Origin of the sequence: Isoptericola sp. 178 (genome assembly GCF_030586525.1) — a bacterium.
Classification (GTDB): domain Bacteria; phylum Actinomycetota; class Actinomycetes; order Actinomycetales; family Cellulomonadaceae; genus Isoptericola; species Isoptericola sediminis.
Genome location: NZ_JAUQYN010000002.1, coordinates 1 through 23,027, shown reverse-complemented (window position 1 = coordinate 23,027; position 23,027 = coordinate 1). Strand labels below are relative to the sequence as shown.

General features: G+C 74.3%; 21 protein-coding genes. 6 read left to right on the top strand and 15 right to left on the bottom strand.

Translation table 11 applies throughout. The annotated features are described in order from the left end of the window. Positions 1-19: 19 nt before the first annotated feature. The 13 genes from panC to Q6349_RS04665 all read right to left on the bottom strand — a co-directional run bounded on the left by panC (position 20) and on the right by Q6349_RS04665 (position 14,267). Positions 20-985: a pantoate--beta-alanine ligase gene (gene panC / locus Q6349_RS04725; RefSeq protein WP_304603111.1), complete on the bottom strand. Its 966-nt coding sequence runs from the start codon at positions 983-985 to the stop codon at positions 20-22. After that, the gene (locus tag Q6349_RS04720; RefSeq protein ID WP_304603110.1) at positions 982-1,932 is read right to left on the bottom strand and encodes a Rossmann-like and DUF2520 domain-containing protein; all 951 of its coding nucleotides are present in this window, start codon (positions 1,930-1,932) and stop codon (positions 982-984) included. Before Q6349_RS04720 ends, panC begins: the two co-directional genes overlap by 4 nt. After that, entirely contained in the window at positions 1,929-3,497 is a 1,569-nt protein-coding gene (locus Q6349_RS04715; protein ID WP_304603109.1) for a PH domain-containing protein, read from the bottom strand. The genes Q6349_RS04720 and Q6349_RS04715 overlap by 4 nt, the downstream gene beginning before the upstream one ends. Further along, the gene (locus Q6349_RS04710) at positions 3,494-3,997 is read right to left on the bottom strand and encodes a PH domain-containing protein (protein WP_304603108.1); all 504 of its coding nucleotides are present in this window, start codon (positions 3,995-3,997) and stop codon (positions 3,494-3,496) included. The genes Q6349_RS04715 and Q6349_RS04710 overlap by 4 nt, the downstream gene beginning before the upstream one ends. Before the next feature lie 45 nt (positions 3,998-4,042). Beyond that, complete coding sequence (locus Q6349_RS04705) at positions 4,043-4,513, bottom strand: DUF3180 domain-containing protein (RefSeq protein WP_304603107.1); 471 nt, start codon at positions 4,511-4,513, stop codon at positions 4,043-4,045. Position 4,514: 1 nt separating this feature from the next. Beyond that, the gene (folK, locus tag Q6349_RS04700; protein ID WP_304603771.1) at positions 4,515-6,248 is read right to left on the bottom strand and encodes a 2-amino-4-hydroxy-6-hydroxymethyldihydropteridine diphosphokinase; all 1,734 of its coding nucleotides are present in this window, start codon (positions 6,246-6,248) and stop codon (positions 4,515-4,517) included. A 14-nt stretch (positions 6,249-6,262) separates the two neighbouring features. Next, a complete protein-coding gene (gene folP, locus Q6349_RS04695; protein WP_171245582.1) occupies positions 6,263-7,156 on the bottom strand; it encodes a dihydropteroate synthase in 894 nt (297 codons plus the stop codon). Positions 7,157-7,159: 3 nt separating this feature from the next. Continuing rightward, positions 7,160-7,747, bottom strand: coding sequence for a GTP cyclohydrolase I FolE (gene folE / locus Q6349_RS04690; protein WP_171245932.1), 588 nt, complete (start codon positions 7,745-7,747; stop codon positions 7,160-7,162). 42 nt (positions 7,748-7,789) lie between these two features. Beyond that, positions 7,790-9,895 carry an ATP-dependent zinc metalloprotease FtsH gene (gene ftsH / locus Q6349_RS04685; RefSeq protein WP_304603106.1) on the bottom strand — a complete coding sequence of 702 codons (2,106 nt, stop codon included), beginning with the start codon at positions 9,893-9,895 and terminating at the stop codon, positions 7,790-7,792. Between the two features lie 109 nt (positions 9,896-10,004). Then, the gene (hpt, locus tag Q6349_RS04680) at positions 10,005-10,556 is read right to left on the bottom strand and encodes a hypoxanthine phosphoribosyltransferase (RefSeq protein ID WP_304603105.1); all 552 of its coding nucleotides are present in this window, start codon (positions 10,554-10,556) and stop codon (positions 10,005-10,007) included. 4 nt (positions 10,557-10,560) lie between these two features. Then, entirely contained in the window at positions 10,561-11,667 is a 1,107-nt protein-coding gene (gene tilS / locus Q6349_RS04675) for a tRNA lysidine(34) synthetase TilS (protein WP_304603104.1), read from the bottom strand. A gap of 7 nt (positions 11,668-11,674) precedes the next feature. Further along, positions 11,675-12,802 carry a zinc-dependent metalloprotease gene (locus Q6349_RS04670; protein ID WP_304603103.1) on the bottom strand — a complete coding sequence of 376 codons (1,128 nt, stop codon included), beginning with the start codon at positions 12,800-12,802 and terminating at the stop codon, positions 11,675-11,677. A 49-nt stretch (positions 12,803-12,851) separates the two neighbouring features. Continuing rightward, positions 12,852-14,267 (bottom strand): D-alanyl-D-alanine carboxypeptidase/D-alanyl-D-alanine-endopeptidase, encoded by a 1,416-nt coding sequence (locus Q6349_RS04665; RefSeq protein WP_304603102.1) that lies wholly within the window; start codon positions 14,265-14,267, stop codon positions 12,852-12,854. Between the two features lie 170 nt (positions 14,268-14,437). Between Q6349_RS04665 and Q6349_RS04660 the strand changes: the two genes are divergently transcribed. After that, positions 14,438-14,932 carry an inorganic diphosphatase gene (locus Q6349_RS04660; protein ID WP_171245588.1) on the top strand — a complete coding sequence of 165 codons (495 nt, stop codon included), beginning with the start codon at positions 14,438-14,440 and terminating at the stop codon, positions 14,930-14,932. Positions 14,933-15,027: 95 nt separating this feature from the next. On the opposite strand, the gene Q6349_RS04655 is transcribed toward Q6349_RS04660, so the two are convergent. Further along, positions 15,028-16,599 (bottom strand): hypothetical protein, encoded by a 1,572-nt coding sequence (locus tag Q6349_RS04655; RefSeq protein WP_304603101.1) that lies wholly within the window; start codon positions 16,597-16,599, stop codon positions 15,028-15,030. A gap of 330 nt (positions 16,600-16,929) precedes the next feature. On the opposite strand from Q6349_RS04655, the gene Q6349_RS04650 reads away from it, so the two are divergent. Both Q6349_RS04650 and Q6349_RS04645 read left to right on the top strand, forming a co-directional pair. Beyond that, positions 16,930-18,261, top strand: a complete 1,332-nt coding sequence (locus Q6349_RS04650; RefSeq protein ID WP_304603100.1) for a bifunctional o-acetylhomoserine/o-acetylserine sulfhydrylase — start codon at positions 16,930-16,932, stop codon at positions 18,259-18,261. Positions 18,262-18,339: 78 nt separating this feature from the next. Next, positions 18,340-19,401, top strand: coding sequence for a zinc-dependent alcohol dehydrogenase family protein (locus tag Q6349_RS04645; RefSeq protein ID WP_171245591.1), 1,062 nt, complete (start codon positions 18,340-18,342; stop codon positions 19,399-19,401). A gap of 6 nt (positions 19,402-19,407) precedes the next feature. On the opposite strand, the gene Q6349_RS04640 is transcribed toward Q6349_RS04645, so the two are convergent. Further along, entirely contained in the window at positions 19,408-19,800 is a 393-nt protein-coding gene (locus tag Q6349_RS04640; RefSeq protein ID WP_304603099.1) for a hypothetical protein, read from the bottom strand. A gap of 264 nt (positions 19,801-20,064) precedes the next feature. Between Q6349_RS04640 and Q6349_RS04635 the strand changes: the two genes are divergently transcribed. From Q6349_RS04635 to Q6349_RS04625, 3 genes are all read left to right on the top strand, one after another. Beyond that, complete coding sequence (locus Q6349_RS04635) at positions 20,065-21,294, top strand: homoserine O-acetyltransferase (protein ID WP_304603098.1); 1,230 nt, start codon at positions 20,065-20,067, stop codon at positions 21,292-21,294. A gap of 77 nt (positions 21,295-21,371) precedes the next feature. Further along, positions 21,372-21,854 (top strand): VOC family protein, encoded by a 483-nt coding sequence (locus tag Q6349_RS04630; RefSeq protein WP_370375396.1) that lies wholly within the window; start codon positions 21,372-21,374, stop codon positions 21,852-21,854. 96 nt (positions 21,855-21,950) lie between these two features. Then, positions 21,951-22,910 (top strand): zinc-binding dehydrogenase, encoded by a 960-nt coding sequence (locus Q6349_RS04625; RefSeq protein WP_304603097.1) that lies wholly within the window; start codon positions 21,951-21,953, stop codon positions 22,908-22,910. Positions 22,911-23,027: the final 117 nt, after the last annotated feature.

Below are 23,027 nucleotides of genomic sequence, written 5' to 3'. Positions count from 1 at the left end.
GACGATGCAGTCTGGTCAGTCACGGGGTTGCCTCCTGGCCTGCGGTTTCGTCCTCCGCGGAGGACGCGACGACATCCACGGCCTGGTTGTCGATCAGTCGTGTGGTGCCCACGCGCGCGGCGACGAGCAGCAGGGCGGGACCGGTGTGGTCACCGGCTACCTCCTCCACAGTATCCGGGTCGACGAGTGCCAGGTAGTCCACCACAACGTCGGGGACCGCGTTGAGGATTCCCGACGCCGTCGCGAGCACCGCCGCGGCGCCGTGCCCGGCCTCGGCCTCCACCGCACCGCCCCGCAGCGCGCGCGACAGCGCCAGGGCCGCGTCCCGCTCCCCCGCGGACAGGTACGTGTTGCGGGACGACAGCGCCAGGCCGTCCTCGTCACGCACGGTGGGCACGCCGACGATCTCGACCGGCAGGTCCAGGTCACGCACCATGCGGCGGACGGCGAGGAGCTGCTGGGCGTCCTTCTGGCCGAACAGCGCGACGTCCGGGCGGGTGAGCTGGATCAGCTTCAGCACCACGGTCAGCACGCCGTCGAGGTGCCCGGGGCGGAAGGCCCCCTCGAGCACCTCGCCGATCCGACCGGCGGACACCCGCACGATCGGGTCGCCGTCGGGGTAGACGACGTCCGGCGTCGGCGCGAAGACGACGTCCGCCCCCACCTCGGCGAGCCGTTCCAGGTCGCCGTCCAGGTCCCGGGGGTAGGCGTCCAGGTCCTCGCCCTCGCCGAACTGCAGCGGGTTGACGAAGATCGTCACCACCACCTGCCCGCCGGGGCCGACCTCGGCCCGGGCACGCCGGACCAGCTCCAGGTGCCCCGCGTGCAGCGCCCCCATCGTCATCACCACGGCACGGCGGTCGGTCGGGTCGGCCCCGCCCAGCGTCCACGCGGCGAGCGCGTCCCGCAGCTCGGTACGGGTCCGTGCGACGACCCCGTCGGTGTCGGCGGACGACGACGTCGCCCGGTCGGCAGGTGCGGTCATGAGTCCCCCTTGGGCGGTTCGCCGAGGACGTCCAGCAGCGCCCGTGCTGCCGCGTCGTCGATGCGGTGGCTCGCGAGCGCGCGCCGCGCGGCCCCGCGGGCGAGCTCCGTGTAGCTGTCGGGGACGTCCGTCGCCCCCGTGTCGGCCGCGAGGTCCCCGAGGACCTCCAGGTGGGTGGTCACCGTGCCGGCGTCCCCCCGGGCGACCGGGCCGGTCAGCGCCGCGATCGCCCCGGGGCCCTCGCCGTCGCGCACGTCCGCCGCGCGGGTCGCCCCGTCGAGGGCGGCGCCCAGCAGCGGGGCCAGCACCCGGCCCGGGTGCTCGATCCCGGCGGCCTCCAGCGCCTGCGCCGCCTGGGCCACGAGGACCACCAGATGGTTCGCCCCGTGCGCCAGCGCGGCGTGGTAGAGCCCCCGGGACGCCTCGTCGACGACGACGGGCTCGCCCCCGATCTCGACCACGAGCGCCTGCCCGATGGGCAGCACCGCCCCGGGTCCGGTGACGGCGAAGGTGCAGCCCGACAGCCGGGCCAGGTCCAGCGAGGTCCCGGTGAACGTCATCGCGGGATGGATCGCCAGCGGGATCGCACCCGCCCGCTGCGCGGGCCCCAGCACCCCCGTGCCGTAGCGGCCCGAGGTGTGCACGACGATCTGGCCCGGCTGCCAGGCGCCGACGTCGGCCAGACCGGACACGAGGTCGGCGAGCGCGTCGTCGGGCACCGCCAGCAGCACCAGCTCGGACCGCTCGACGATCTCCGGCACCTCCAGGTGCGGCACGCCGGGCAGCATCGTCTCGATCCGCTCGTGCGAGGCGTCCGAGACCCCGGAGGCGCCGACGACGGCGTGCCCGGCCGACCGCAGCGCGCTGCCCAGCACGGCCCCGACCCGGCCGGCGCCGACGACGCCGACCCCGAGCCGACCCGGGCGGGTCGTCTCCGGCGCCGTCACGGGGTCTCCTCCGCGTCGCCGTCGGTGGGCCGCGACCTCGCCAGGGGCGCCACCCGCTCCATCCACCGCTCCGGCACCTGGTGCGCCCGGGCCGAGCGCGCGCGGACCGCCTGCTCGCTCAGCAGGTGCACCGCGTCGGGGGCGTCGAGGTGGTGGGACCGGGTCGTCACCGGTCCCGGCGTGGAGTGCACCGCGAAGGTCGCCAGGCCCCGGCCGCGCTGCCACGGCCCCTGCTCGAGGCCCAGGGACTGGGTCCGCTCGTGCGGCACCACGGAGAGTCGCCGCGTCAGGCGTCCGCCACGCAGCAGCAGCGCACGGTCGGCGACCGCGAACCCGTTGCGCCGCCAGCTGAGCGGGTCCAGCAACCGGGCCCTCCGCGGGCTCGTCGTGAAGAACCGGTCGGTCCGGCTGTCGCCCGCCAGGCCCTCGTCCAGCAGCTCGGTCAGCTCGTCGGCCCCGAGGTCGGGCAGCACCAGCCACAGGGCCGCCAGTGCCTCGGAGCGAGGACCCACCGGCAGCAGCACGTTCTGCGTACCGTTCTGGTCCTCGCTGCCGTAGCCGGCCACGTTGACCGTGATCCGCCACCAGTCCTTGCCCCGCCACCACAGCCCCTGGGTGAGCTCCAGCGCCTGGACCCGCCCGGGAGGGATCGTCTGCGCCCGCGTCTCCAGCAGCCCGTGCCGCAGCCTGATCCCGTCCGGGGAGATCGCCGCCCGGAACCCGAACTCGCCGGCGAAGCGGTTGAACAGGAACGTCCCGACGCCGAGGGCGACCGGCAGCATCGAGAACAGCACCCCGACGGCCTGCGTGGCGGCGACGAACACGACGAGGCCGATCAGCACGGCCAGCGCGATCCACACGGCGGGCAGGCGCAGCAGCGAGACGACCAGCCGGCCCGGGGGCACCTCGTAGACCAGGTTCTCGGGTGCCTCCTGCGCCGGTTCGGCGACCTCGGCCGGTGGCGAGTCGTGGGACGAGGCGGTGGGCGACGCCGCCCCTCCCGCGCCGTCGCCGGCACCGACCGTCTGCCCGTCGGTGCGACGCGCCTTGACGCCGGCCGCGCGCGCCAGCAGCTCGGCCCGCAGCTGCTTGGCGTCGTCGAGCCGCAGGAACCCGATCACCACCCCGGAGTCCGACCCGCCGGCGACCTCGAGGGTCAGCTCCGCCAGCCCGAACAGCCGCGCCAGCAGCGGCTGGCGGACGTCGACGGCCTGCAGGCGGTCGAGGCGCGCGTGGCGTTGCTGCCGGAAGAGGATGCCCCGCCGCAGGTGCGCGGCGTCGTCGTCCACCGCGTAGGAGGTCATGCGCCAGGCCAGCGCCGAGACGCCGAAGATGACCGCCAGCAGGACCACCACGAGGACGACCACGATCCACCACACCTGGGCCACGCCGTCGACCACGGCGTCGGCGTACTCGACACCCTCGGCGAGCTGCTGCCCCACGACGAACAGCAGCACCGCGATGACGGCCCAGCCGCGCACGACCGGCGTGATGGGGTGCACCCGTCGCCACTCGCGCGCCGGTGCCGTCCGGGGGACGTCCGGCGTCGGTTCCGCAGCGCTCACAGGCCGGCCAGCCTCGCCTCGCCGCGCGCCGTCAGACGATCACGCAGACGTTCGGCCTCGTCCGGCGTCAGCCCCGGGATCTCGGCGTCCGTGCTGGCCGAGGCCGTGTGGAGCTGGACCTTGGCGATGTTCAGCCGACGGTCCAGGGGGCCGGCCGTGACGTCCACGAACTGCATCCGTCCGTAGGGCACCACGACCAGCTCGCGGAACAGGATCCCGCTGCGGATCAGCAGGTCGTCGTCACGCTCGGCGTACCCGATGGCACGGACCTGCCGGGGCACCAGCACCCCGACCCACGCGAGCAGCACGACGAGCGCGGCGGTCGCGATCCACAGCCACGGGGTGACCAGCACGGCGAGGAGGACCGTGGCGACGAGCGGCAGTCCGAGCCAGATGCCCACGACGACCAGACGCGCGGGGATCAGCCGGGGCGACACCCGGTCCCACGTCACGCCCGGCGGGTCGAACGGGTCGGCCGGACCCGGTGCGGGGTGTGTCATGTCCCCATCTTCGCAGAACAGCGGCACGGGACGGCCCGCGCCGTCTCAGGACGGGACCGCCTCGGTCCCGTCGTCCTCCTCGGGAGGCGGCGCCTCGCAGAACTTCTCGACGACGAGCCCCACGACCGCGAGCCCCACGGCGGCCAGCGCGGCCACCCCCGACGTGACGGCGACCCCCCGGCGCGGCTCCACGTCCAGCTGCGGCAGCACCAGCAGCACGGAGGCGACGTACCGGCCGGCCAGCAAGGCCCCCGTGTACGCCGCGGCCTTGGCCATGGCGAACGTGCGCGCCGCGCGCAGCGGGTCCAGGTCGGGGCGGTCACCGCGCAGGTAGGACCGGACCGCCCAACCGGCCCACAGCACGAGACCGGCGAGCAGGACGAGAGCCGCCACCTCCACCCAGGCGGCGCCGGGGACGAAGATCCCCCGGGACTCGAGCAGTCTCAGCAGCAGCAGCCCGACGGCGGCGACGCCGACCGCGACGGCCGCGAGGGTCCGGACACGGGTACGCCGCACGTCAGGAGCGCTCCGGGTGCTCGGCGTCGGGGGCGGGCGGGATCGGGGCGTGGATCCCGGCGGCCGCCACGAAACCGCGTGGCTCCTGGACCTGCGGCACCTGGCCGGAGGTCTCCCTCCGCTGCGGCAGCTCGGTCGACGGCTCCCGCCGCGGCAGCTCGGCGGGGGTGTCCCGCTGCGGCAGCCGGGCCGACGGCTCCCGCCGGGGCAGCTCGCCCGACGGCTCGCGCCACGGTTCGGCGGAGGGGTCCGCGGACGGGACCGGTGCCGACGGCGCGGCCTGCGCCGGGAACGCGCTGGTGGCCGGCGCCGAGGTCGAGGACTGCTCCCCGGCCGGAGGCGGGTCCGCCTCCGGCCGGCGGCCCGCCTCCGGCTGCGGCTCCGGCTCCGGCTCCGGCTCCGGCTCCGCGGGCACCGTCCCGGTGGCGGCCGGTCCGGTCAACCAGTCCAGCGCGAGCCACCGGATGCCCGCTCGGTCGGGGGCCGTCGCGGCCAGCTGGGCGACCGAACCGCCGCCGAGCCCGCCCAGCACGGCCTGCGGGTCGACCTCCGCCCACGGCACCAGCACGAACGCCCGCTCGTGCGCGCGGGGGTGCGGCAGCTCCAGGTCCTCGGCGGTCGACGTCAGGTCGTCGTACTGGATGAGGTCGACGTCCAGCGTCCGCGGACCCCAGCGCTCCTCGCGGACCCGGCCGTGCAGCATCTCGACGTCCTGGCAGACGCCCAGCAGGCCGCGGGCCGGCAGCGTGGTCCGCACCAGCAGCACGGCGTTGAGGTAGTCCGGCTGCTCGGGGCCGACAGCGACCGTGCGGGCGAGCGGCGAGACCTCCATCACCTGCACCCCCGAGACCCGGTCGATGTCGGTCACCGCCTCGCGCAGCGTGCCCTGGGCGTCACCCAGGTTCGCTCCGAGGGCGATCACCGCCTCGACGGGGGCCTCCGGCACCGCGTCCAGGGGGTCGACGGCCGGGGCGGGCACGTGCTCCGGTTCCACGATCGCCACCTCCGCCACGGGCGAGGACTCGGCGGCCGACGACTCCGGCACGGCGGGCTCGGGGGCGCGCGGTGCGGGAACGGGTGCTTCCGCGACGGGACGCTCGGGCGCCGGTGGCACGGACACGGCGGGCGTCGGCACCGACGAGGCGGACGGCACCGAACCGGCGGACGGCGACGGGGCCGGGGCGGGCACGGCCGCCGACGGCACCGGCACCGGCGCGGACGCGGGTGTCCCCGCGACCGGCTGCGGCGGGGCCGGAGGCGGTGGCACCGCGGGAGCCGCCGGCTCCGGGGCGGGGCCGGACGACGAGACCTGCACCGGCGACCCGGCAGGGAGCGCCGGCACCGACGGCCGGTGCTCCCGGTCGCGGCGCACCACGATCTCGACGTCGTCGAACGGGACGGCGATGGGCGCCTCCGGCTTGTGCACCCGCACGTCGACGGCCTGGACCGCCGGGTGCTCCAGCACGACGGCGGCGACCCGTTCGGCCAGCGTCTCGACGAGATCGACCGGCGGACCGCAGAGCACGTCGTGCACGTCCTCGGCGACCTCGGCGTAGCTGACCGTCGCCGCGAGGTCGTCGGCACCGGCAGCGGCCCGCACGTCCAGGTGCAGCACCACGTCGGCGCGGAACGTCTGCCCCTCGGCGCGCTCCTCCGGCAGCACGCCGTGGTGGCCGGTGGCGGTCACGCCCGTCAGTCTGATCTGGTCGAGGGGTCGGCCGTCCGACCCCGTCACGGCGTCGGCGAATGTCACGCGGTGCCCTCCATCGTCTCGGCCTGCCTCCAGGCGGCCGCCACTCGTACGGCGTCAACGCTCGCACGCGCGGCGTGGACGCGCACGCACCACGCCCCGGCGTGTGCAGCCAACGCCGAGATCGCGGCCGTGGCGTCGTCCCGGGCGCCGGGCGGTACCGGCTGGTCGTCCGCCGTGCCGTGCACACCCGCCAGCAGGTGCCCGAGGAACCGCTTGCGGGACGCACCCACGAGCAGCGGTCGCCCCAGCGACTCCAACGCGTCCAGGTGGGCGAGCAGCGGCCAGTTCAGCGCACCGGACTTGGCGAAACCCAGGCCCGGGTCGAGCACGACCTGCTCGGGGGCCACCCCGGCGTCGTGCAGCGCGGCGACGCGCGCGGCGAGCTCGTCACGGACGTCGGCCACGACGTCGTCGTAGTCCTGCAGCGAGTCCATGACGTCGCTGTGCCCCCGCCAGTGCATCGCCACGTACGGCACCCCGGTCTCGGCCACGACCGTGGCCATCTCGGGGTCGGCGAGGCCGCCGGAGACGTCGTTGACCAGGCGCGCGCCGGCGGCGACCGCACGCTCGGCGACGGCGGCCCGCGTCGTGTCGACCGACACCACGGCACCGGCGGCGGTGAGGCGCCCGATCACCGGGATGACGCGACGCAGCTCCTCCGCCTCGGTCACCCGGTCCGCCCCGGGACGGGTCGACTCCCCGCCGACGTCCAGGACGTCGGCGCCCTCGGCGAGCAGGTCGAGCCCGTGCTGCACGCCGGCCTCCGGCTCGAACCATTCCCCGCCGTCGGAGAAGGAGTCCGGCGTGATGTTGACCACACCCATCACCAGGCAGCGTCCTGTCCCCGACAGCTCCGGCAGCCCGGCGACGGCGACGTCGCGCGTCCTCATGCGTCAGCGCCCCAGGATCAGACTCATCGCCTCGGCACGCGTCGCGGTGGCCTGCAGCTGCCCCCGCACGGCGGACGTCACCGTCCGGGCGCCGGGCTTGCGGACGCCCCGCATCGACATGCACAGGTGCTCGCACTCGACGACGACGATGACGCCCCGCGGGTCGAGGATGCTCACCAGCGCGTCCGCGACCTGCGTGGTCAGGCGCTCCTGGACCTGGGGACGCTTGGCGTAGACGTCGACGAGCCGCGCCAGCTTCGACAACCCGGTGATCCGCCCGTCGGCGCTGGGGATGTAGCCGATGTGGGCGACGCCGTGGAACGGCACCAGGTGGTGCTCGCAGGTGGAGTACACCTCGATGTCCTTGACCAGCACCAGCTCCTCGTGACCGAGGTCGAAGGTGGTGGTCAGCACGTCCTCCGGCTCGCGGTGCAGCCCGGCGAAGATCTCCCGGTAGGAGCGCGCCACCCGTGCGGGCGTGTCGCGCAGGCCCTCGCGGTCGGGGTCCTCCCCGACGGCGATCAGCAGCTCACGGATCGCCGCCTCCACCCGCTCGGGGTCGTAGGGCGGCACCTCCGACGCCGACCGCATCCCGAGGGAGACCGGCGACAGCGGGAGATCCGGCTCGGCCACTCAGGCCTCCTCGCCGTCGGACCGCTCCGCGGTCGTGCCGTCGTCGCCCGAGGGCCGCGCGACACGCTCGTCGACGGTGCGCGACGCCGCGGCCTCGGCCTCGACGTTGCCGACGACGGCGGCCTCGTCCTGCGGCAGCCCGCCGGCGTGGCCGTTGGTGGCGTAGGCGGCCTTCTCGCCCTCGGTCATCACCGGACCGCGGGTGTGCACGGTGCGCTCGGTGCTGGACAGCCACACGTCGCGGGCCGGGCGCTTGCTCACCGGGGCGAAGACCTCGGCCAGCTCGGCCTGGTTCAGGGTCTCGCTCTCCAGCAGCTGCAGCACGAGCTCGTCCAGGACGTCGCGGTACTGGGTCAGCACCTCCCACGCCTCGTCGTGCGCCGCCTCGACGAGCTTGCGGACCTCGTGGTCCACGGTCCCCGCGACGGCCTCCGAGTAGTCGCGCTGGTGGCCCATGTCCTTGCCCAGGAAGGGCTCGGACGAGGCGGAGCCGAGCTTGAGCGCGCCGACCTTCTCGCTCATGCCGTACTCCATCACCATCTTGCGGGCGATGGCGGTGGCCTTCTCGATGTCGTTGCTCGCACCCGTGGTGGGGTCGTGGAACACGATCTCCTCGGCCACGCGCCCACCCATGGCGTAGGCGAGCTGGTCCAGGAGCTCGTTGCGGGTGGTCGAGTACTTGTCCTCGGTGGGCATGACCATCGTGTACCCGAGAGCACGTCCACGGGGCAGGATCGTCACCTTCGTCACCGGGTCGGTGTACCGCATCGCGGCCGCCACCAGGGCGTGGCCGCCCTCGTGGTACGCCGTGATCTTCTGCTCCTTGATCTTCATGACCCGGGTGCGCTTCTGGGGGCCGGCGAGCACACGGTCGATCGCCTCGTCGAGCGCCCGGTCGTCGATGAGCTGCGCCCCGGAGCGGGCGGTGAGCAGCGCGGCCTCGTTGAGCACGTTGGCCAGGTCGGCGCCGGTGAAGCCGGGCGTGCGGCGCGCCACGGCCGCCAGGTCGACGGACTCGACCATCGGCTTGCCCTTGGCGTGCACCTGCAGGATGTGCTCGCGCCCCTTGAGGTCCGGCGCCTCGACGGCGACCTGCCGGTCGAAGCGGCCCGGGCGCAGCAGCGCGGGGTCGAGGATGTCGGGGCGGTTCGTCGCGGCGATGAGGATGACGTTCGTCTTGACGTCGAACCCGTCCATCTCGACGAGCATCTGGTTCAGCGTCTGCTCGCGCTCGTCGTGCCCGCCGCCCATGCCGGCGCCGCGGTGCCGGCCGACGGCGTCGATCTCGTCGACGAAGATGATCGCGGGCGAGTTGTTCTTCGCCTGCTCGAACAGGTCCCGCACGCGCGATGCGCCCACGCCGACGAACATCTCGACGAAGTCCGAGCCGGAGATCGAGTAGAACGGCACCCCGGCCTCTCCCGCGACGGCGCGGGCGATGAGCGTCTTGCCCGTGCCGGGCGGGCCGTACAGCAGCACACCCTTGGGGATCTTCGCCCCGACGGCCTGGAACTTCTCCGGCTCGGAGAGGAACTCCTTGATCTCGTGCAGCTCCTCGACGGCCTCGTCCACGCCCGCGACGTCGGCGAACGTCACCTGCGGGGTGTCCTTGGTGATCATCTTCGCCCGGGACTTGCCGAAGCCCATGACACCGTTGCGCCCGCCGCCCTGCATGCGCGACAGGACGAACCAGAAGACGACGAGGATGATGAGGAACGGCACGAGGAAGGAGAGCATCGAGCCGAGGAACGACGGCTGCGGCACGTAGGTGTCGTAGCCCTCGGACAGATCCGCGGACTCGACGGCGGCGACGACGTCCTCGCCCTGCGGCGCCACCCAGAAGAAGTCGACCTTCTCGCCCAGGTCCCGCTCGTCCTCGGTCCCCTCGTCGACGACGTAGGGCTCGCTGAGCTCGAGCTCGACGCGCTGGTCGCCGTCCACGATGAGCGCGTGGTCGACCGTGTCGCCGGACAGCAGCTCCAGGCCCTGCGACGTCTCGACACGCTCGATCCGCTCACCGGAGAAGGCCGAGAACGCGAGCGCGACCAGGATGAGGCCGAGCGCGATCCAGATGAGCGGTCCGCTGAAGATCTTCTTGAAGTTCATCCGTGACGGGGGCGTGCCCCGCTTCCCTTCGGTCGGGCGATGGTTCGACCTACGAAACTACACGGGACCGCGGAAAGTTCCCGCGCCTGTTCGCCCAGGGCGTCAGGCGTCACGAGTAGACGTGCGGCGCCAGGGTCCCGATGAACGGCAGGTTCCGGTACTTCTCGGCGTAGTCGAGGCCGTAGCCGACGACGAACTCGTTGGGGATGTCGAAGCCCACGTAGCGGACGTCGACGTCGACCTTGGCCGCGTCGGGCTTGCGCAGCAGCGTCGCGATCTCCACGGACGCCGGACCGCGGGACCGCAGGTTCTGCACGAGCCACGACAGGGTCAGACCGGAGTCGATGATGTCCTCGGCGATGAGGACGTCACGGCCGGTCAGGTCCGTGTCGAGGTCCTTGAGGATGCGGACCACGCCGGAGGACTTGGTGCCCGAGCCGTAGGACGACACCGCCATCCAGTCCATCTCCAGCGGGTGGTGGAGCCGGCGGGACAGGTCGGCCATGACCATGACCGCGCCCTTGAGCACGCCGACGAGGAGCACGTCCTTGCCGGCGTAGTCGGCGTCGATCTGCGCCGCCATCTCGTCCAGGCGGGTGCCGATCTGCTCCTCGGTGATCAGGATGTCGGCGAGGTCGCCGGCGACGTCCGACTTGTCCACGGGGCTACTCCTCGGGGTGCGGGGCAGGGTGACGCGGTCCCGTCACCGACGGCCGCAGGAACAGCCTGCCACAGTCCCGCGTGGCCCGGACGTCCGCGGGCAGGTGCACCTCCCCCTGGCCGCGCCAGCGCACCACCAACGCGTCGAGCGCGTCCACGTGCCGTGCCGTCGTCGTCCCGGGCGGGCACCCGACCCGGAGCGCCGCCTCCCGCAGCGCCCGCCGCCGCAGGGCGGCCGGTGCGGCGGCCAGCGGTGCGACGTCGAGCACGAGGGCGGCCCCGTCACCGGCGGGCCCGTCCTCGGCCACGGCCGTGCCGGGGTCGGGCAGGGCACGGGTGAGGAGATCGGCGGCCTGGGCGTCGAGCACGGCCGCGTCGTCCCGGAGCTGGTCGGCGCTGCGGGCGAGCGCCTCCACCGCGCCGGGGCCGAGCACGTCGGTCAGGACCGGCAGCAGCCGTCCGCGCACCGCCGACCGCAGCGGCACGGGTCCGCCGTGGACGGCGTCCGGGTCGTTCGTCGGGTCGTGCCACGGCTCGAGACCGCTCGCGACGCACGCCGCGGCGGTCTGCGCGCGCCGCAGCCCGAGCAGCGGACGGCGGTACCGTCCCCGGCGCGCCGGCATGCCGCCGAGCGACCGCGCGCCGCTGCCGCGCGCGAGCCCGAGCAGGACCTGCTCCGCCTGGTCGTCGAGGGTGTGCCCGAGGAGCACCGCGGTCGCGCCCGTCTCCTGCGCGACGGCCTCCAGCGCGGCGTACCGCGCCGCGCGGGCCGCACCCTCGGCGCCGTCGCGCGTCCCGACGACCGCGGCCTCCCGCACCACGACCGGGTCCAGCCCCAGGGCGCGGCACTGCTGCGCGGCGCGTTCGGCGACGGCGTCCGACCCGGGCTGCAGACCGTGGTCGACGACGACGGCGCCCGCTCGCACGGCGTACCCGCGCGAGCGCACCGACCGGCCCACGCGGCGCGCCTCGTGCGCGACGGCGGCGGCGAGCGCCAGGGAGTCGGGGCCGCCCGAGCAGGCGACCAGCACCAGGTCGTCCGGGCCCAGGTCGGCGAGGTCGGCGCGGACGGCGGTGCGGACGGCGGCGAGCGCCGGGTCGATGCGGGGCACGGGACTCTCAGGAGTGCACGCGACGCACCCAGGCGCGGGGGTCGGAGATCTCGCGCGCGCTCGGGAGGTTCCCGGGCTCGGCCCAGACGGCGTTCAACCCGTCCCGGCCGACCTTCTCCTCGACGGCCCGCACGAACGCGGCCCCGTCGCGGTACTGGGCGATCTTGGCGTCCATGCCGAGCACCCGGCGCAGCACGACGTCGACCCGCGGCGCACCCTCGCCGTCACGACGCTTCTCGAACCGCGACCGGATGGTGCGCACGCTCGGCACCACACGCCGTCCGACGGCGTCCATCATGACGTCGGCGTGCCCCTCGAGCAGGGCCATGACGGCGGTGATCTCGGCGAGCTGCTCCTTCTGGTCCGGTCCCAGCACCTGGTCGACGGGCGTGGTGAGGTCGCCCCGGACCGCGTCGAGCAGCGTGCGCCCCACGAGGGCGACCTTGTCGCGCAGCGGCGCGTGGCTGAGCGCGACCGACGAGGCGGTGACGTCCCGCAGCAGCGCACCCATGCGGTCGGCGAGGTGCCCGGCGAGCCAGGGCGCGGCGGCGAACTGCAGGGCGTGGGTCTGCTCGTGCAGGCAGACCCAGAGGCGGAAGTCCTGCGGGTCGAGCTGCATGGCCCGTTCCGCGGCGAGCACGTTGGGCGCCACGAGCAGCAGGGTCGGTCGCCCGGGACCGTACGGGTCGAACTGACCGAGCACCTTGGAGGACAGCAGGGCGAGCAGCCCGCCGACCTCGGCGGCGGCGGCCAGGCGGGCGGTGGAGGACTCGACGGGACGGGCGGCCAGGTCCAGCCCGGCGAGCACCGGGTCGGTGAGCGCGGCCATCGACGTCGTGTTCGCCCGGGCCCAGGTGGCGCGGTCGACGACGCGGACGTCGCCGAGGTCGGCGTGCTCGACCCGGACGCGCCGGGTGAACCGCCCGGAGGAGTCCCGCTCGCGCTCCACGTCGGCGTCGGCGGGCCGCATGCGCGTCACCCGCAGCACGTGCGGCACGGCGTCCTGCGCGGCGGTGCGCAGCCCCTCGACGAGGCCGTCCAGCTCCGCGCGGGACGCCACCGGGCCGGGGCGCCCGACGCGCCGTGCGATCTGGGCCGCGGTCTGCCAGTCGACGAGGGTGCTGGTGGAGGTCACGGGACCACCGTAACGGCGGGTCGCCGGGCGTGCGCCGGACGTGGGCCCGTCAGCGCCCGGGACGGCACCCGCAGGCGGCGAGCTCGCCGACGAAGCGGTCGATGATGAGGTTGGCGCCCCAGGACTGCCCGTCCGGGATCCGGTCGGCCATCACGGTGAACAGCAGCAGCCGGTCGTCGGAGGTGACCACGGTGCCGGACAGCGCCCGGGTGTCGGGCAGGCTGCCGGTCTTCGCCTGCGTGTACCCGCGCCCGGGGTTGCCCGTCCCGAACCGGTCCGCGAGCGTTCCCTGCATCCCCGCGATCGGCAGCCCGACGAGGGTCTCGCGCAGCGCGGGGTCCCGGGCGGCGAGGTCCAGGGTGTCGACGAGCTGGCGGGACGTCATCCGGGACCCGGTGCCGAGGCCGGACAGGTCCGCCAGCTCGGCACCCGACAGGTCGACCCCGAGACGCTCGACGACCGCCATCACCTCGCTGACCGCGGCCGAGCCCGTGCCGGGCAGTCCGGCGTCGACGGCCACGATCCGGCCGACCACCTCGGTGAGGGTGTTGTCCGACTCGACGAGGAAGTAGTCGACGACCTCCCCCAGCGGCGCGGACTCGACCCGCCCGATCTCCCGGGCCGAGGAGGGCGCCTTCTGCCGGTCGACGCGGCCGTCCACCCGGAGCCCCCGCTCCGAGAGCGCGTCCGCGAACGTCTCGGCGGCGGCCATCGCCGGGTCGGACTGTCGCGGGGCGTACTTGTCGTCGTCCAGCCGTGCGACGTCGACGGCGAGCGCCGCGACGGGGGCCACGTACCCGGCGTCGGCGTCGCTCTCCCGGACCGAGGGGGCGACGGCCGGCCCGCGGAACAGCGTGTCGTCGACCGACACGGTGACGGCGTCCGGGCCGGTCAGCCCGAGCTCCGCCACGACCTGGTCGGCCAGGTCGCCGAGGCCCGCCCGCCCGTTGACGGCGTCGGGGTCCCCGGCGTCGGGGGCGAGCATCATGTCCCCGCCGCCGACGAGCACGACGTGGGAGGTCCCCTGCAGCACGGCGCGGGTGGGGAGGGTGACGTCACCGCCGGGCCCCTCGTAGGCGGCCACGGCGGTGAGGATCTTCTGCGTGGAGGCGGGCACCATGAAGCGGTCCGCCCGGTGGGCGCCGAGCGTCTCGCCGGAGTCGGCGTCGGTGACCAGCACGCCCACCCGTCTCCCGAGCCGCTCGTCGTCGGCGAGGTCGGTCACGAGCCGGCCGACCGCGTCGGCGTCCGGGACGGGCGCCTCGGACGACAGCGGCGGCACGGCGACCCGGGGGCTGGGTCCGGTGGTGGCACCCGGCGCGGAGGGGAACGGGGCGGGCGACTCGTGGGGCGGGTCGAACGTGACCATCCCGGGCACGACGTCGTAGGCGTCGGCCACGAGGTACCCGCCGAACAGCGTGAGGACCGACGTCACGGCGGCACCGACCCTCAGGCGCCACCCCATGCGATCCTCCCCCGGTGTCGTGAACCTGGTCACACGCAGGCTCGGTCAGCCCGCATTGTCGCACGCCCGGGTCGCACCGCGAGCGCGCCGAGCCGCCGCTCACGCGCTCGTCGCGCGCCCCTGCATGGCACACTTGGGGAGGCGCACAGGCATTTCAGAGCGGAGGAACTGTGGAGTTCGACGTCACCATCGAGATCCCCAAGGGTCAGCGGAACAAGTACGAGGTGGATCACGAGACCGGTCGCATCCGTCTGGACCGCATGCTCTTCACCTCGACGCGATACCCGGACGACTACGGGTTCATCGAGGGCACCCTCGGCGAGGACGGTGACCCGCTGGACGCCATGGTCCTGCTCGAGGAGCCGACCTTCCCCGGCTGCCTGATCAAGTGCCGCGCGCTGGGGATGTTCCGCATGCGCGACGAGGCGGGCGGTGACGACAAGGTGCTGTGCGTCCCGACGGGCGACCAGCGCGCCGCCTGGCGCCAGGACATCGACGACGTCTCCGACTTCCACCGCCTGGAGATCCAGCACTTCTTCGAGGTCTACAAGGACCTCGAGCCGGGCAAGTCCGTCGAGGGCGCCCACTGGGTCGGCCGCGAGGACGCCGAGCACGAGATCAACCGCTCGATCCAGCGCGCGAAGGACTCCGGCTACCACCACTGACCCCGGCGTCCGCTGCCACGCGGCGCCCTGACGAAGGCCCCCACCCGCTGCGGCGGGTGGGGGCCTTCGTCGTCCCGGGCGGGTCGCGGCCCGGGTCAGAGGTGGTAGATCGTCACCCGCGGCGACCGGCGCTTCGCGACGTGCTCGCTGTCGGCGGGGATGTAGCGGATGCGGAGATAGACCCGTCCCGTCCGCCCGCCGACCTTGTCGAGGTAGCGCCCGGGGACCTTGATCCGCTGGACCCCGTCCTCGCTCCGGCTGAGCCACCACGACTTCCGTGAGCGCCAGCCGTCGTTCTTCGCGGCGGGGTCACGGGTCTGCAGCACCAGCTTGCCCACCTCGGGCACCCCCGTCGTCCGGACGACGATCCGGCCCGGCTTGCCGCCCGTGAGGTCGGCGTACGCCAGGTAGGCGGTGCGCTTCATGCGCAGCCGCACGGTCGGCTGCGCCTTGCGGACCCGCTGCGTCCACGAGGTGCGCGACGCTGCATGGTCGGGCGTGGCCGGGACGAACTTCGCGACGATCGTGCGCCGGCCCGGCTCGACCTTCTTGCCGCGGACGTCCGCGGACGCGTGGCCCTGCACCAGGTCCGCCCCGGCGATCCTGGTCCCCGCCTGGTAGAGCACGACCCGCCCCTCGGGCGTCCCGGCCGGGGACGTGACGTCGACGGTGACGGTTCGACCCGTGCCGTACGTCCAGCGAGAGGCGGTGGAGACCACGGTGCGCGTCGCTGCGGGCAGGACGTCGACCGTGTACTGCTTCCGGGTGCTCTCGAACCCGTCTCCCGTCGCGACGCTCACCTCGATCTGCTGCTCCCCGCCCGGGAGGTCCGCGACGTCGACCGCGAGCTCCGCCCGCCCGTCGACGAGGCTCTCCCGCGTCAACGGGACTCCCGCGCCGTCGTCCATCAGGGCCACCGAGACGGCCCCGGTGGGCGTCCCGTAAGCGGACGTCACCTCGACCGGGATCCGCACGATCTCGCCCCGGCGCCAGGTCCCGGGGATCTCGGCCTCCACGGTGACCGGAGCCGGCAGGACGTCGACCGGCAGCCGCCAGCGCGTCAGGACCTCCCCGTCGGCCCGGCGCTGCACCAGCACGATCATCGAGCCGGTGACCTCGTCGCCGGCGATCTCGAGATCGGCCACGCCGTCCACGAGCTGCGCAGCGACCGAGTCGTGCAGCTGCAGCTCGACGGACCCGAGGGTGGGCAGGTCCGTCCCCGTGACGTCGAACCGGAGCGTGGTCGGGGCGCCATGGATCCACGACGCGGGCGTGAGGAGCGGTGCCGACGGCTCGAGGATCTCCACCGACGTCGTCGCGGAGGAGGCGCAGCGGCACTCCGACGTCGCGTCCGGGTCGAGGTGCCGGACCTCGAGCTCGTGCACGCCGACGGTGTGGAGATCCGTGAACAGCGGCAGCGTGGCCCTGCCCCCGCTGAGCTCGATCAGCGGCACCTGGCGCGATCCATCCACGAAGAGCTGGACGTGACCTTCCGCCGGCGCACCGCCCTCGGTCACGGTGACCGGCACGTCGGCGATCTGTCCGAACCACGCATGGTCGGTGTCCAGCTCGATCGTCGTCACGCCGTCCACCGCGACGGCTGCCGGGACCACGGCCGCGCCCGAGGTCAGCGCCAGGCCCATCGTCACCGCCCCCGCCGTCGCCACCCGCGCGATCCTGCCCCGCACACCCCGGTCGCCACGCCCCATCGCCGGCCACTCCCTCGGTTGTCGACCCACGTCCGACGAACCTAGCGAACCGCCAGAAGGCCGTAAAGCCCCCATCTCGCCCAGGACGTCTCGCTGGGTGGACACCCCCTTCCGCTCAGCGAGACTCCCGGCCTACCGTCGGGTCATGACCACGCGTCGAATGTGCCGCTGACCCAGCGCACGTTCGCCTGCCCACGTCCGGCCGCCCGGCCCGGACCGTGTCGGCCCGGCCGTGGGAGCACGTGCGCGCCACCCGTCCTCCCGCCCGCCGGAACCCAGGAGCCACCCATGACCGACACGCCCCGCTGGTCGTTCGCGACCCGCCAGATCCACGCCGGCCAGACGCCCGACCCCGCCACGGGGGCACGCGCCCTGCCGATCTACCAGACCACGTCGTACGTCTTCGACGACGCCAAGACCGCCGCGAACCGCTTCGCGCTGGCCGAGCTCGGCCCGATCTACACGCGCATCACCAACCCGACCCAGGAGACGGTCGAGAACCGCATCGCCGACCTCGAGGGCGGCGTCGGCGCGCTGCTGCTCGCCTCCGGTCAGGCCGCCGAGACCTTCGCGATCCTCAACGTCGCCGAGGCCGGCGACCACGTCGTCGCCAGCGCCAGCCTGTACGGCGGCACCTACAACCTCCTGAAGCACACGCTGCCGCGGTTCGGCATCACCACGACGTTCGTCGAGGACGCCCACGACGCCGACGCCTGGCGCGCGGCGGTGCAGGACAACACGAAGGCGTTCTTCGCCGAGACCATCCCCAACCCCAAGAACGACGTCCTCGACATCGCCCTCGTCGCGGACGTCGCGCACGCGGCGCAGGTGCCGCTCATCGTCGACAACACCGTGGCGACGCCGTACCTGGTGCGCCCGATCGAGCACGGGGCCGACGTCGTCGTGCACTCGGCGACCAAGTACCTCGGCGGGCACGGCACGACGGTGGCCGGCGTCGTCGTGGACTCGGGGAACTTCGACTACGCCCGCCACCCCGAGCGGTTCCCCGGGTTCAACACGCCCGACCCCTCGTACAACGGGCTCGTCTACGCCCGCGACCTCGGCGTCGGCGGGGCGCTCGGCGCCAACCTGGCCTACATCCTCAAGGCCCGGGTCCAGCTCCTGCGCGACCTCGGCGCGGCCGTCTCTCCCTTCAACGCCTTCCAGATCGCCCAGGGCGTCGAGACGCTGTCGCTGCGGATGGAGCGGCACGTGGACAACGCCCAGCGGGTCGCGGAGTGGTTGGAGGCCCGCGCCGACGTGCGGACGGTCCACTACGCCGGCCTCGAGTCCAGCCCGTGGCACGCCGTCCAGCAGCGCTACGCCCCGCGCGGGTCGGGCGCCGTGCTCGCGTTCGAGCTCGACGGCGGCGCGGACGCCGGGCAGGCGTTCGTCTCGGCCCTGCGCCTGCACTCGCACGTGGCCAACATCGGCGACGTGCGGTCGCTGGTGATCCACCCCGCCTCGACCACGCACAGCCAGCTCACCGAGGCCGAGCAGGCGCTGTCCGGGGTCACCCCCGGCCTGGTGCGCCTCGCGGTGGGCATCGAGGACGTCGAGGACATCCTCGCGGACCTCGAGCTCGGCTTCACGGCCGCCAAGGCGGCGCTCGCCGGCTGACCGACGGTGACCGGAGCCACCTCCGGCCGCGGCCGACGACGGCGGGTGCCACCGCCGTCGTCGGCCTACGGTGGGTCCATGCTCGCCACCATGATCCACGCCCCGCGCGACATCCGCGCCGAGAACCGCCCCGACCCCGTCCTGCACACCGACCACGACGCCGTGCTGCGCGTGGTGGCGGCGTGCGTGTGCGGTTCCGACCTGTGGCCCTACCGCGGCGTCACCCGGACCCGGGAGCCGCACCCCATCGGCCACGAGCTGGTCGGGGTCGTCGAGAAGGTGGGCGCCGCGGTGACGTCCGCGGCCCCCGGGGACTTCGTCATCGTGCCGTTCTCGCTGAGCTGCGGGGAGTGCCAGTCCTGCCGCGCCGGCTTCCCCTCCGCCTGCGACCACGTCACCGGCTTCGGGTCCACGGACCGCGACGGCCACCCGGTCGACGGCGCGCAGAGCGAGCGCGTGCGCATCCCGCTCGCGCAGCACTCCCTGTTCCCGGTCGGTCGCAGCGAGGAGGAGCTCGAGGCCGCCGGGCTCGTGCCGGACCTGCTGGCGCTGGCCGACGTCATGTCGACGGGCCACCACGCCGCCGTCTCGGCGGGGGTCGGCCCCGGGGACACCGTGGCGGTCGTGGGCGACGGCGCCGTGGGACTGTGCGGCGTCATCGCGGCCAAGCGGCTCGGCGCCGCCCGCGTCGTGGCGTTCTCGCGCCACGAGGACCGGGCCGCGCTCGCGCGCGAGCTCGGTGCGGACGACGTCGTCGCCGAGCGGGGCGACGAGGGTGTCGCGGCACTGCGCGACCTGCTGGGTGGCGAGCTCGCCGACGCGGCCCTGGAGTGCGTCGGCACGGAGCAGTCGATGGACCAGGCGCTCGGGTCGGTGCGCGGCGGCGGCCGGGTCGGGTTCGTCGGGGTGCCGCACGGCGGCTCCCAGGTGCCGATCGGGACCCTGTTCCGGCGGAACATCACCGTGGGCGGCGGCATGGCCCCGGCCCGCACGCACATGGCCGAGCTGCTGGACGACGTCCTGTCCGGGGCGATCCGACCCGGTCGGGTCTTCGACGCCGAGATGCCCCTGGCCGACGTCGCCGAGGCCTATGCCGCCATGGACGAGCGGCGGGCCACCAAGGTCCTGCTCCGGCCCTGACGACGGTCAGCGGGCCACCGCTTCCAGGGCCCGTGCGAGCGCCCCGGCGAAGGCGTCCACGTCACCCTGCAGGACCTCGAGGGCATCGGCGTCCAGCAGGGTGACGAGGTCGTCGTCCGGGGTGCGCCCGAGGACGACGGGACTGCCCGTGCGGGCGACGGACGACGCGACGTCGTCGGGCATCTCGTCGAGGTGCAGGAGCCGGACGGGCACGCCCAGGCCGGCGACGTACGCGTCCCAGGACCGCTTGCGCCGGAGGGCCCCGTGCGTGATGTCGCAGAGCGCGCAGTGCGCCGTGCCGCGCATCCTGCCCAGTGCGTACCGGACCTCGCCGAGCAGGCTGCCCTCGGCGTGGTAGATGCCGACGATCTCGACGACGCGACGGCGCGTCTCCCCCATCTGCCCAGCGTACGTCGCGTGAGGTGCGCCACGTCTCGCCACCCGTCCCCGACCGTCTCGACATGTGGTCCCGCATCGTGAGATCGGGCTGGGCACGCGCAGATCCGTTGGTTACCGTCGACGGCATGACACGTCGAATGTGCCCGTAGACCCCGCGCACGTTCGCCTGCCTGCGTCTCCACGCCGTGCAGCCCCACCCGCCGCGTGCGCTGCTCGTCCGCCCGCACCCCGCCGCCCGCACCGGCACCGCCGCCTGGAGAGACGATGACCCCCACGACCACCCACCTCACCGGTACCGAGACGGTCTGGAGGTCACCGCGCGGCGCCCGACGTGGACCCGCCGGTCCGGCCCCGGCGTCGGGTGCCTGGCGCGAGGGCCATCCGGCGGGTGACCGGCACTTCCGCGACGTCGGCACGTTCGACCTGGAGAGCGGGACCCGGCTCCCCGACGTCCGGGTCGCCTACGAGACCCACGGACGGCTCGCCCCCGACGGCTCCAACGCCGTCCTCGTGCTGCACGCCCTGACGGGGGACGCGCACGTGCGGGGCCCCGCGGGTCCGGGCCAGGCGACCGCCGGGTGGTGGGAGCCGATGATCGGGCCGGGGGCGCCGATCGACACCGACGAGTACTTCGTCGTGGTCCCGAACGTGCTCGGTGGCTGCCAGGGCACCACCGGACCGGCCTCGACCGCCCCGGACGGGCTCCCGTGGGGAGGCCGCTTCCCGCGCATCACGACCCGCGACCAGGTCGCCGTCGAGATCGAGCTCGCCCGGCTGCTCGGCATCCGGTCGTGGGCGACCATCATCGGCGGATCGATGGGCGGGATGCGGGTGCTGGAGTGGGCGCTGCTCGGCCCCGAGGCGGGCATCGAGGTGCGCTCGATCGTCTCGATCGCCACGGGCGCCCAGTCGACCGGCGACCAGATCGCGTGGGCGCACCCGCAGCTCGGGGCCATCCGCTCCGACCCCCGGTGGAACGGCGGCGACTACTACGACGCCCCCGACGGCGAGGGTCCGCACGCCGGGCTCGGCATCGCGCGCCAGATCGCGCACACCACCTACCGCACCGCGCGGGAGCTCGACGAACGGTTCGGCCGCATCCCCCAGGGCGGGGAGGACCCCCAGACCGACGGCCGCTTCGCGGTGCAGTCCTACCTGGACCACCACGGCGACAAGCTCGCCCGTCGCTTCGACGCCAACTCCTACCTGCGCCTCACCGAGTCGATGATGACCCACGACGTCGGACGCGACCGCGGCGGCGTCGACGCCGCGCTGGCCCAGGTCGAGGCCCGGGCGCTCGTCGTCGCCGTCGACTCCGACCGGCTGTTCCCGCCCGTGCTGTCCGACCGGATCGCCGCGGGGCTGCGGCACGCGACCGGCACCCACCTCATCAGGTCGGACTTCGGCCACGACGGCTTCCTGCTGGAGTTCGACCAGATGGGACCGCTGGTCCGCGGCTTCCTGGCCGACGTCGACCGGCACTCCCCCGCCTGACGCGGCTCCGCGAGTCAGGGTGGACCGGCACACCTCGACCCCGGTCGGCCGCGCGAGCGTCCCGGCAGCGACCTACCGTGGACGTGCCGCCGCCGGCGGAGCACCCGACCGTGGAGGTCACGATGGCACGGCTCACCCCTTACCTCAGCTTTCGCACCGAGGCGCGCGACGCCCTCGAGTTCTACGGGGCGGTGCTCGGCGGCGAGGTCGAGATCAACACCTTCGACTCCATCCCCGGCATGATCGACGACCCGGCCGAGGGACACCTCGTCATGCACGGCTCGGTGACCACCACCGGCGGACTGGTGCTCATGGCGTCCGACACCCCCTCCTCGACCCCCTACGTCGCACCGAACCGCGGCATCACCGTCTCGCTGACCGGAGGCCCGGAGGACCTGGCGTACGTCCGGGGCGTCGTGTCGGGCCTCTCCGACGGCGCGACCGACGTCATGCCGTTCGAGATGGCGCCGTGGGGCGACTACTACGGTCAGCTCACGGACCGGTACGGCATCGCCTGGTTGTTCGACGTCGGTGCGGAGGAACCGCAGCCGGCTCCCTGACTCGTCGCGGCACGGCCTGACTCGCGGGGATCGGGCCCGACCCGGGCGACGGCCGTGCCGGCGCTCCGCTGGACACCCGTGGGTAGGTTGGGGGGCATGCTTGCTGCCACCGTCGCCCGCTTCGCCCCGGACTCCCCGCTCGACGGTCTGGAGGTCACCGACCGTCCGGACCCCGAACCCCGTGAGCACTGGACCACCGTCGAGGTCCGCGCCGCGAGCCTGAACCACCACGACCTGTGGTCGCTGCGCGGGGTCGGGCTGCGCGAGGAGCAGCTGCCGATGATCCTCGGCACGGACGCGGCCGGTGTCGCACCCGACGGGACCGAGGTGGTCGTGCACGGGGTCGTCGGCGCCGACGGCCACGGTGTCGGGCCGCGGGAGCGGCGCACGCTGCTCAGCGAGAAGTACCCCGGGACCCTGGCCGAGAAGGTGTCCGTCCCCACGGCGAACCTGGTGCCGAAGCCGGCCGAGCTGTCCTTCGCCGAGGCGGCGTGCCTGCCGACCGCGTGGCTGACCGCCTACCGGATGCTGTTCCGCGCGGCGGACCTGCACCCCGGCGACCGCGTGCTGGTCCAGGGCGTCGGTGGCGGGGTCGCCACCGCCGCCATCGTCCTCGGCGCCGCGGCCGGCCTCGAGGTCGTCGCCACCTCGCGGGACGCCGCGAAGCGCGACCGCGCCCTCGAGCTCGGGGCGACCGCCGCTCTCGAGCCGGGTGAGCGGCTGCCGGCCCGGGTCGACGCCGTCATGGAGTCGGTCGGCAAGGCCACCTGGGCGCACTCGGTGCGGTCCCTGCGCCCGGGCGGGACGATCGTCGTGTGCGGCGCGACCAGCGGGGACGCCCCGCCGGCCGAGCTGACCCGCGTCTTCTTCAACGAGCTCCGAGTGCAGGGCGTGACGATGGGTTCGCGCGAGGACCTCGCCGCGCTGCTGCGGTTCTGCGCACGGACCGGGGTGCGGCCGGTCGTCGACTCGGAGATCGCCCTGCCCGACGTCGGGACCGGCCTGGCCCGGATGTCCGCCGGCGAGCAGACCGGCAAGATCGTCGTCCTGCCCTGACCCCCGTCGTTGTGGGTATGAGAATCGCGGGAGCGCAGCGCAGCGCGACCGCGATTTTCATACACACAACGCAGGGCGGGGTCAGGCGCAGCGGCTCCCGTAGGCCGCGCGCAGGGG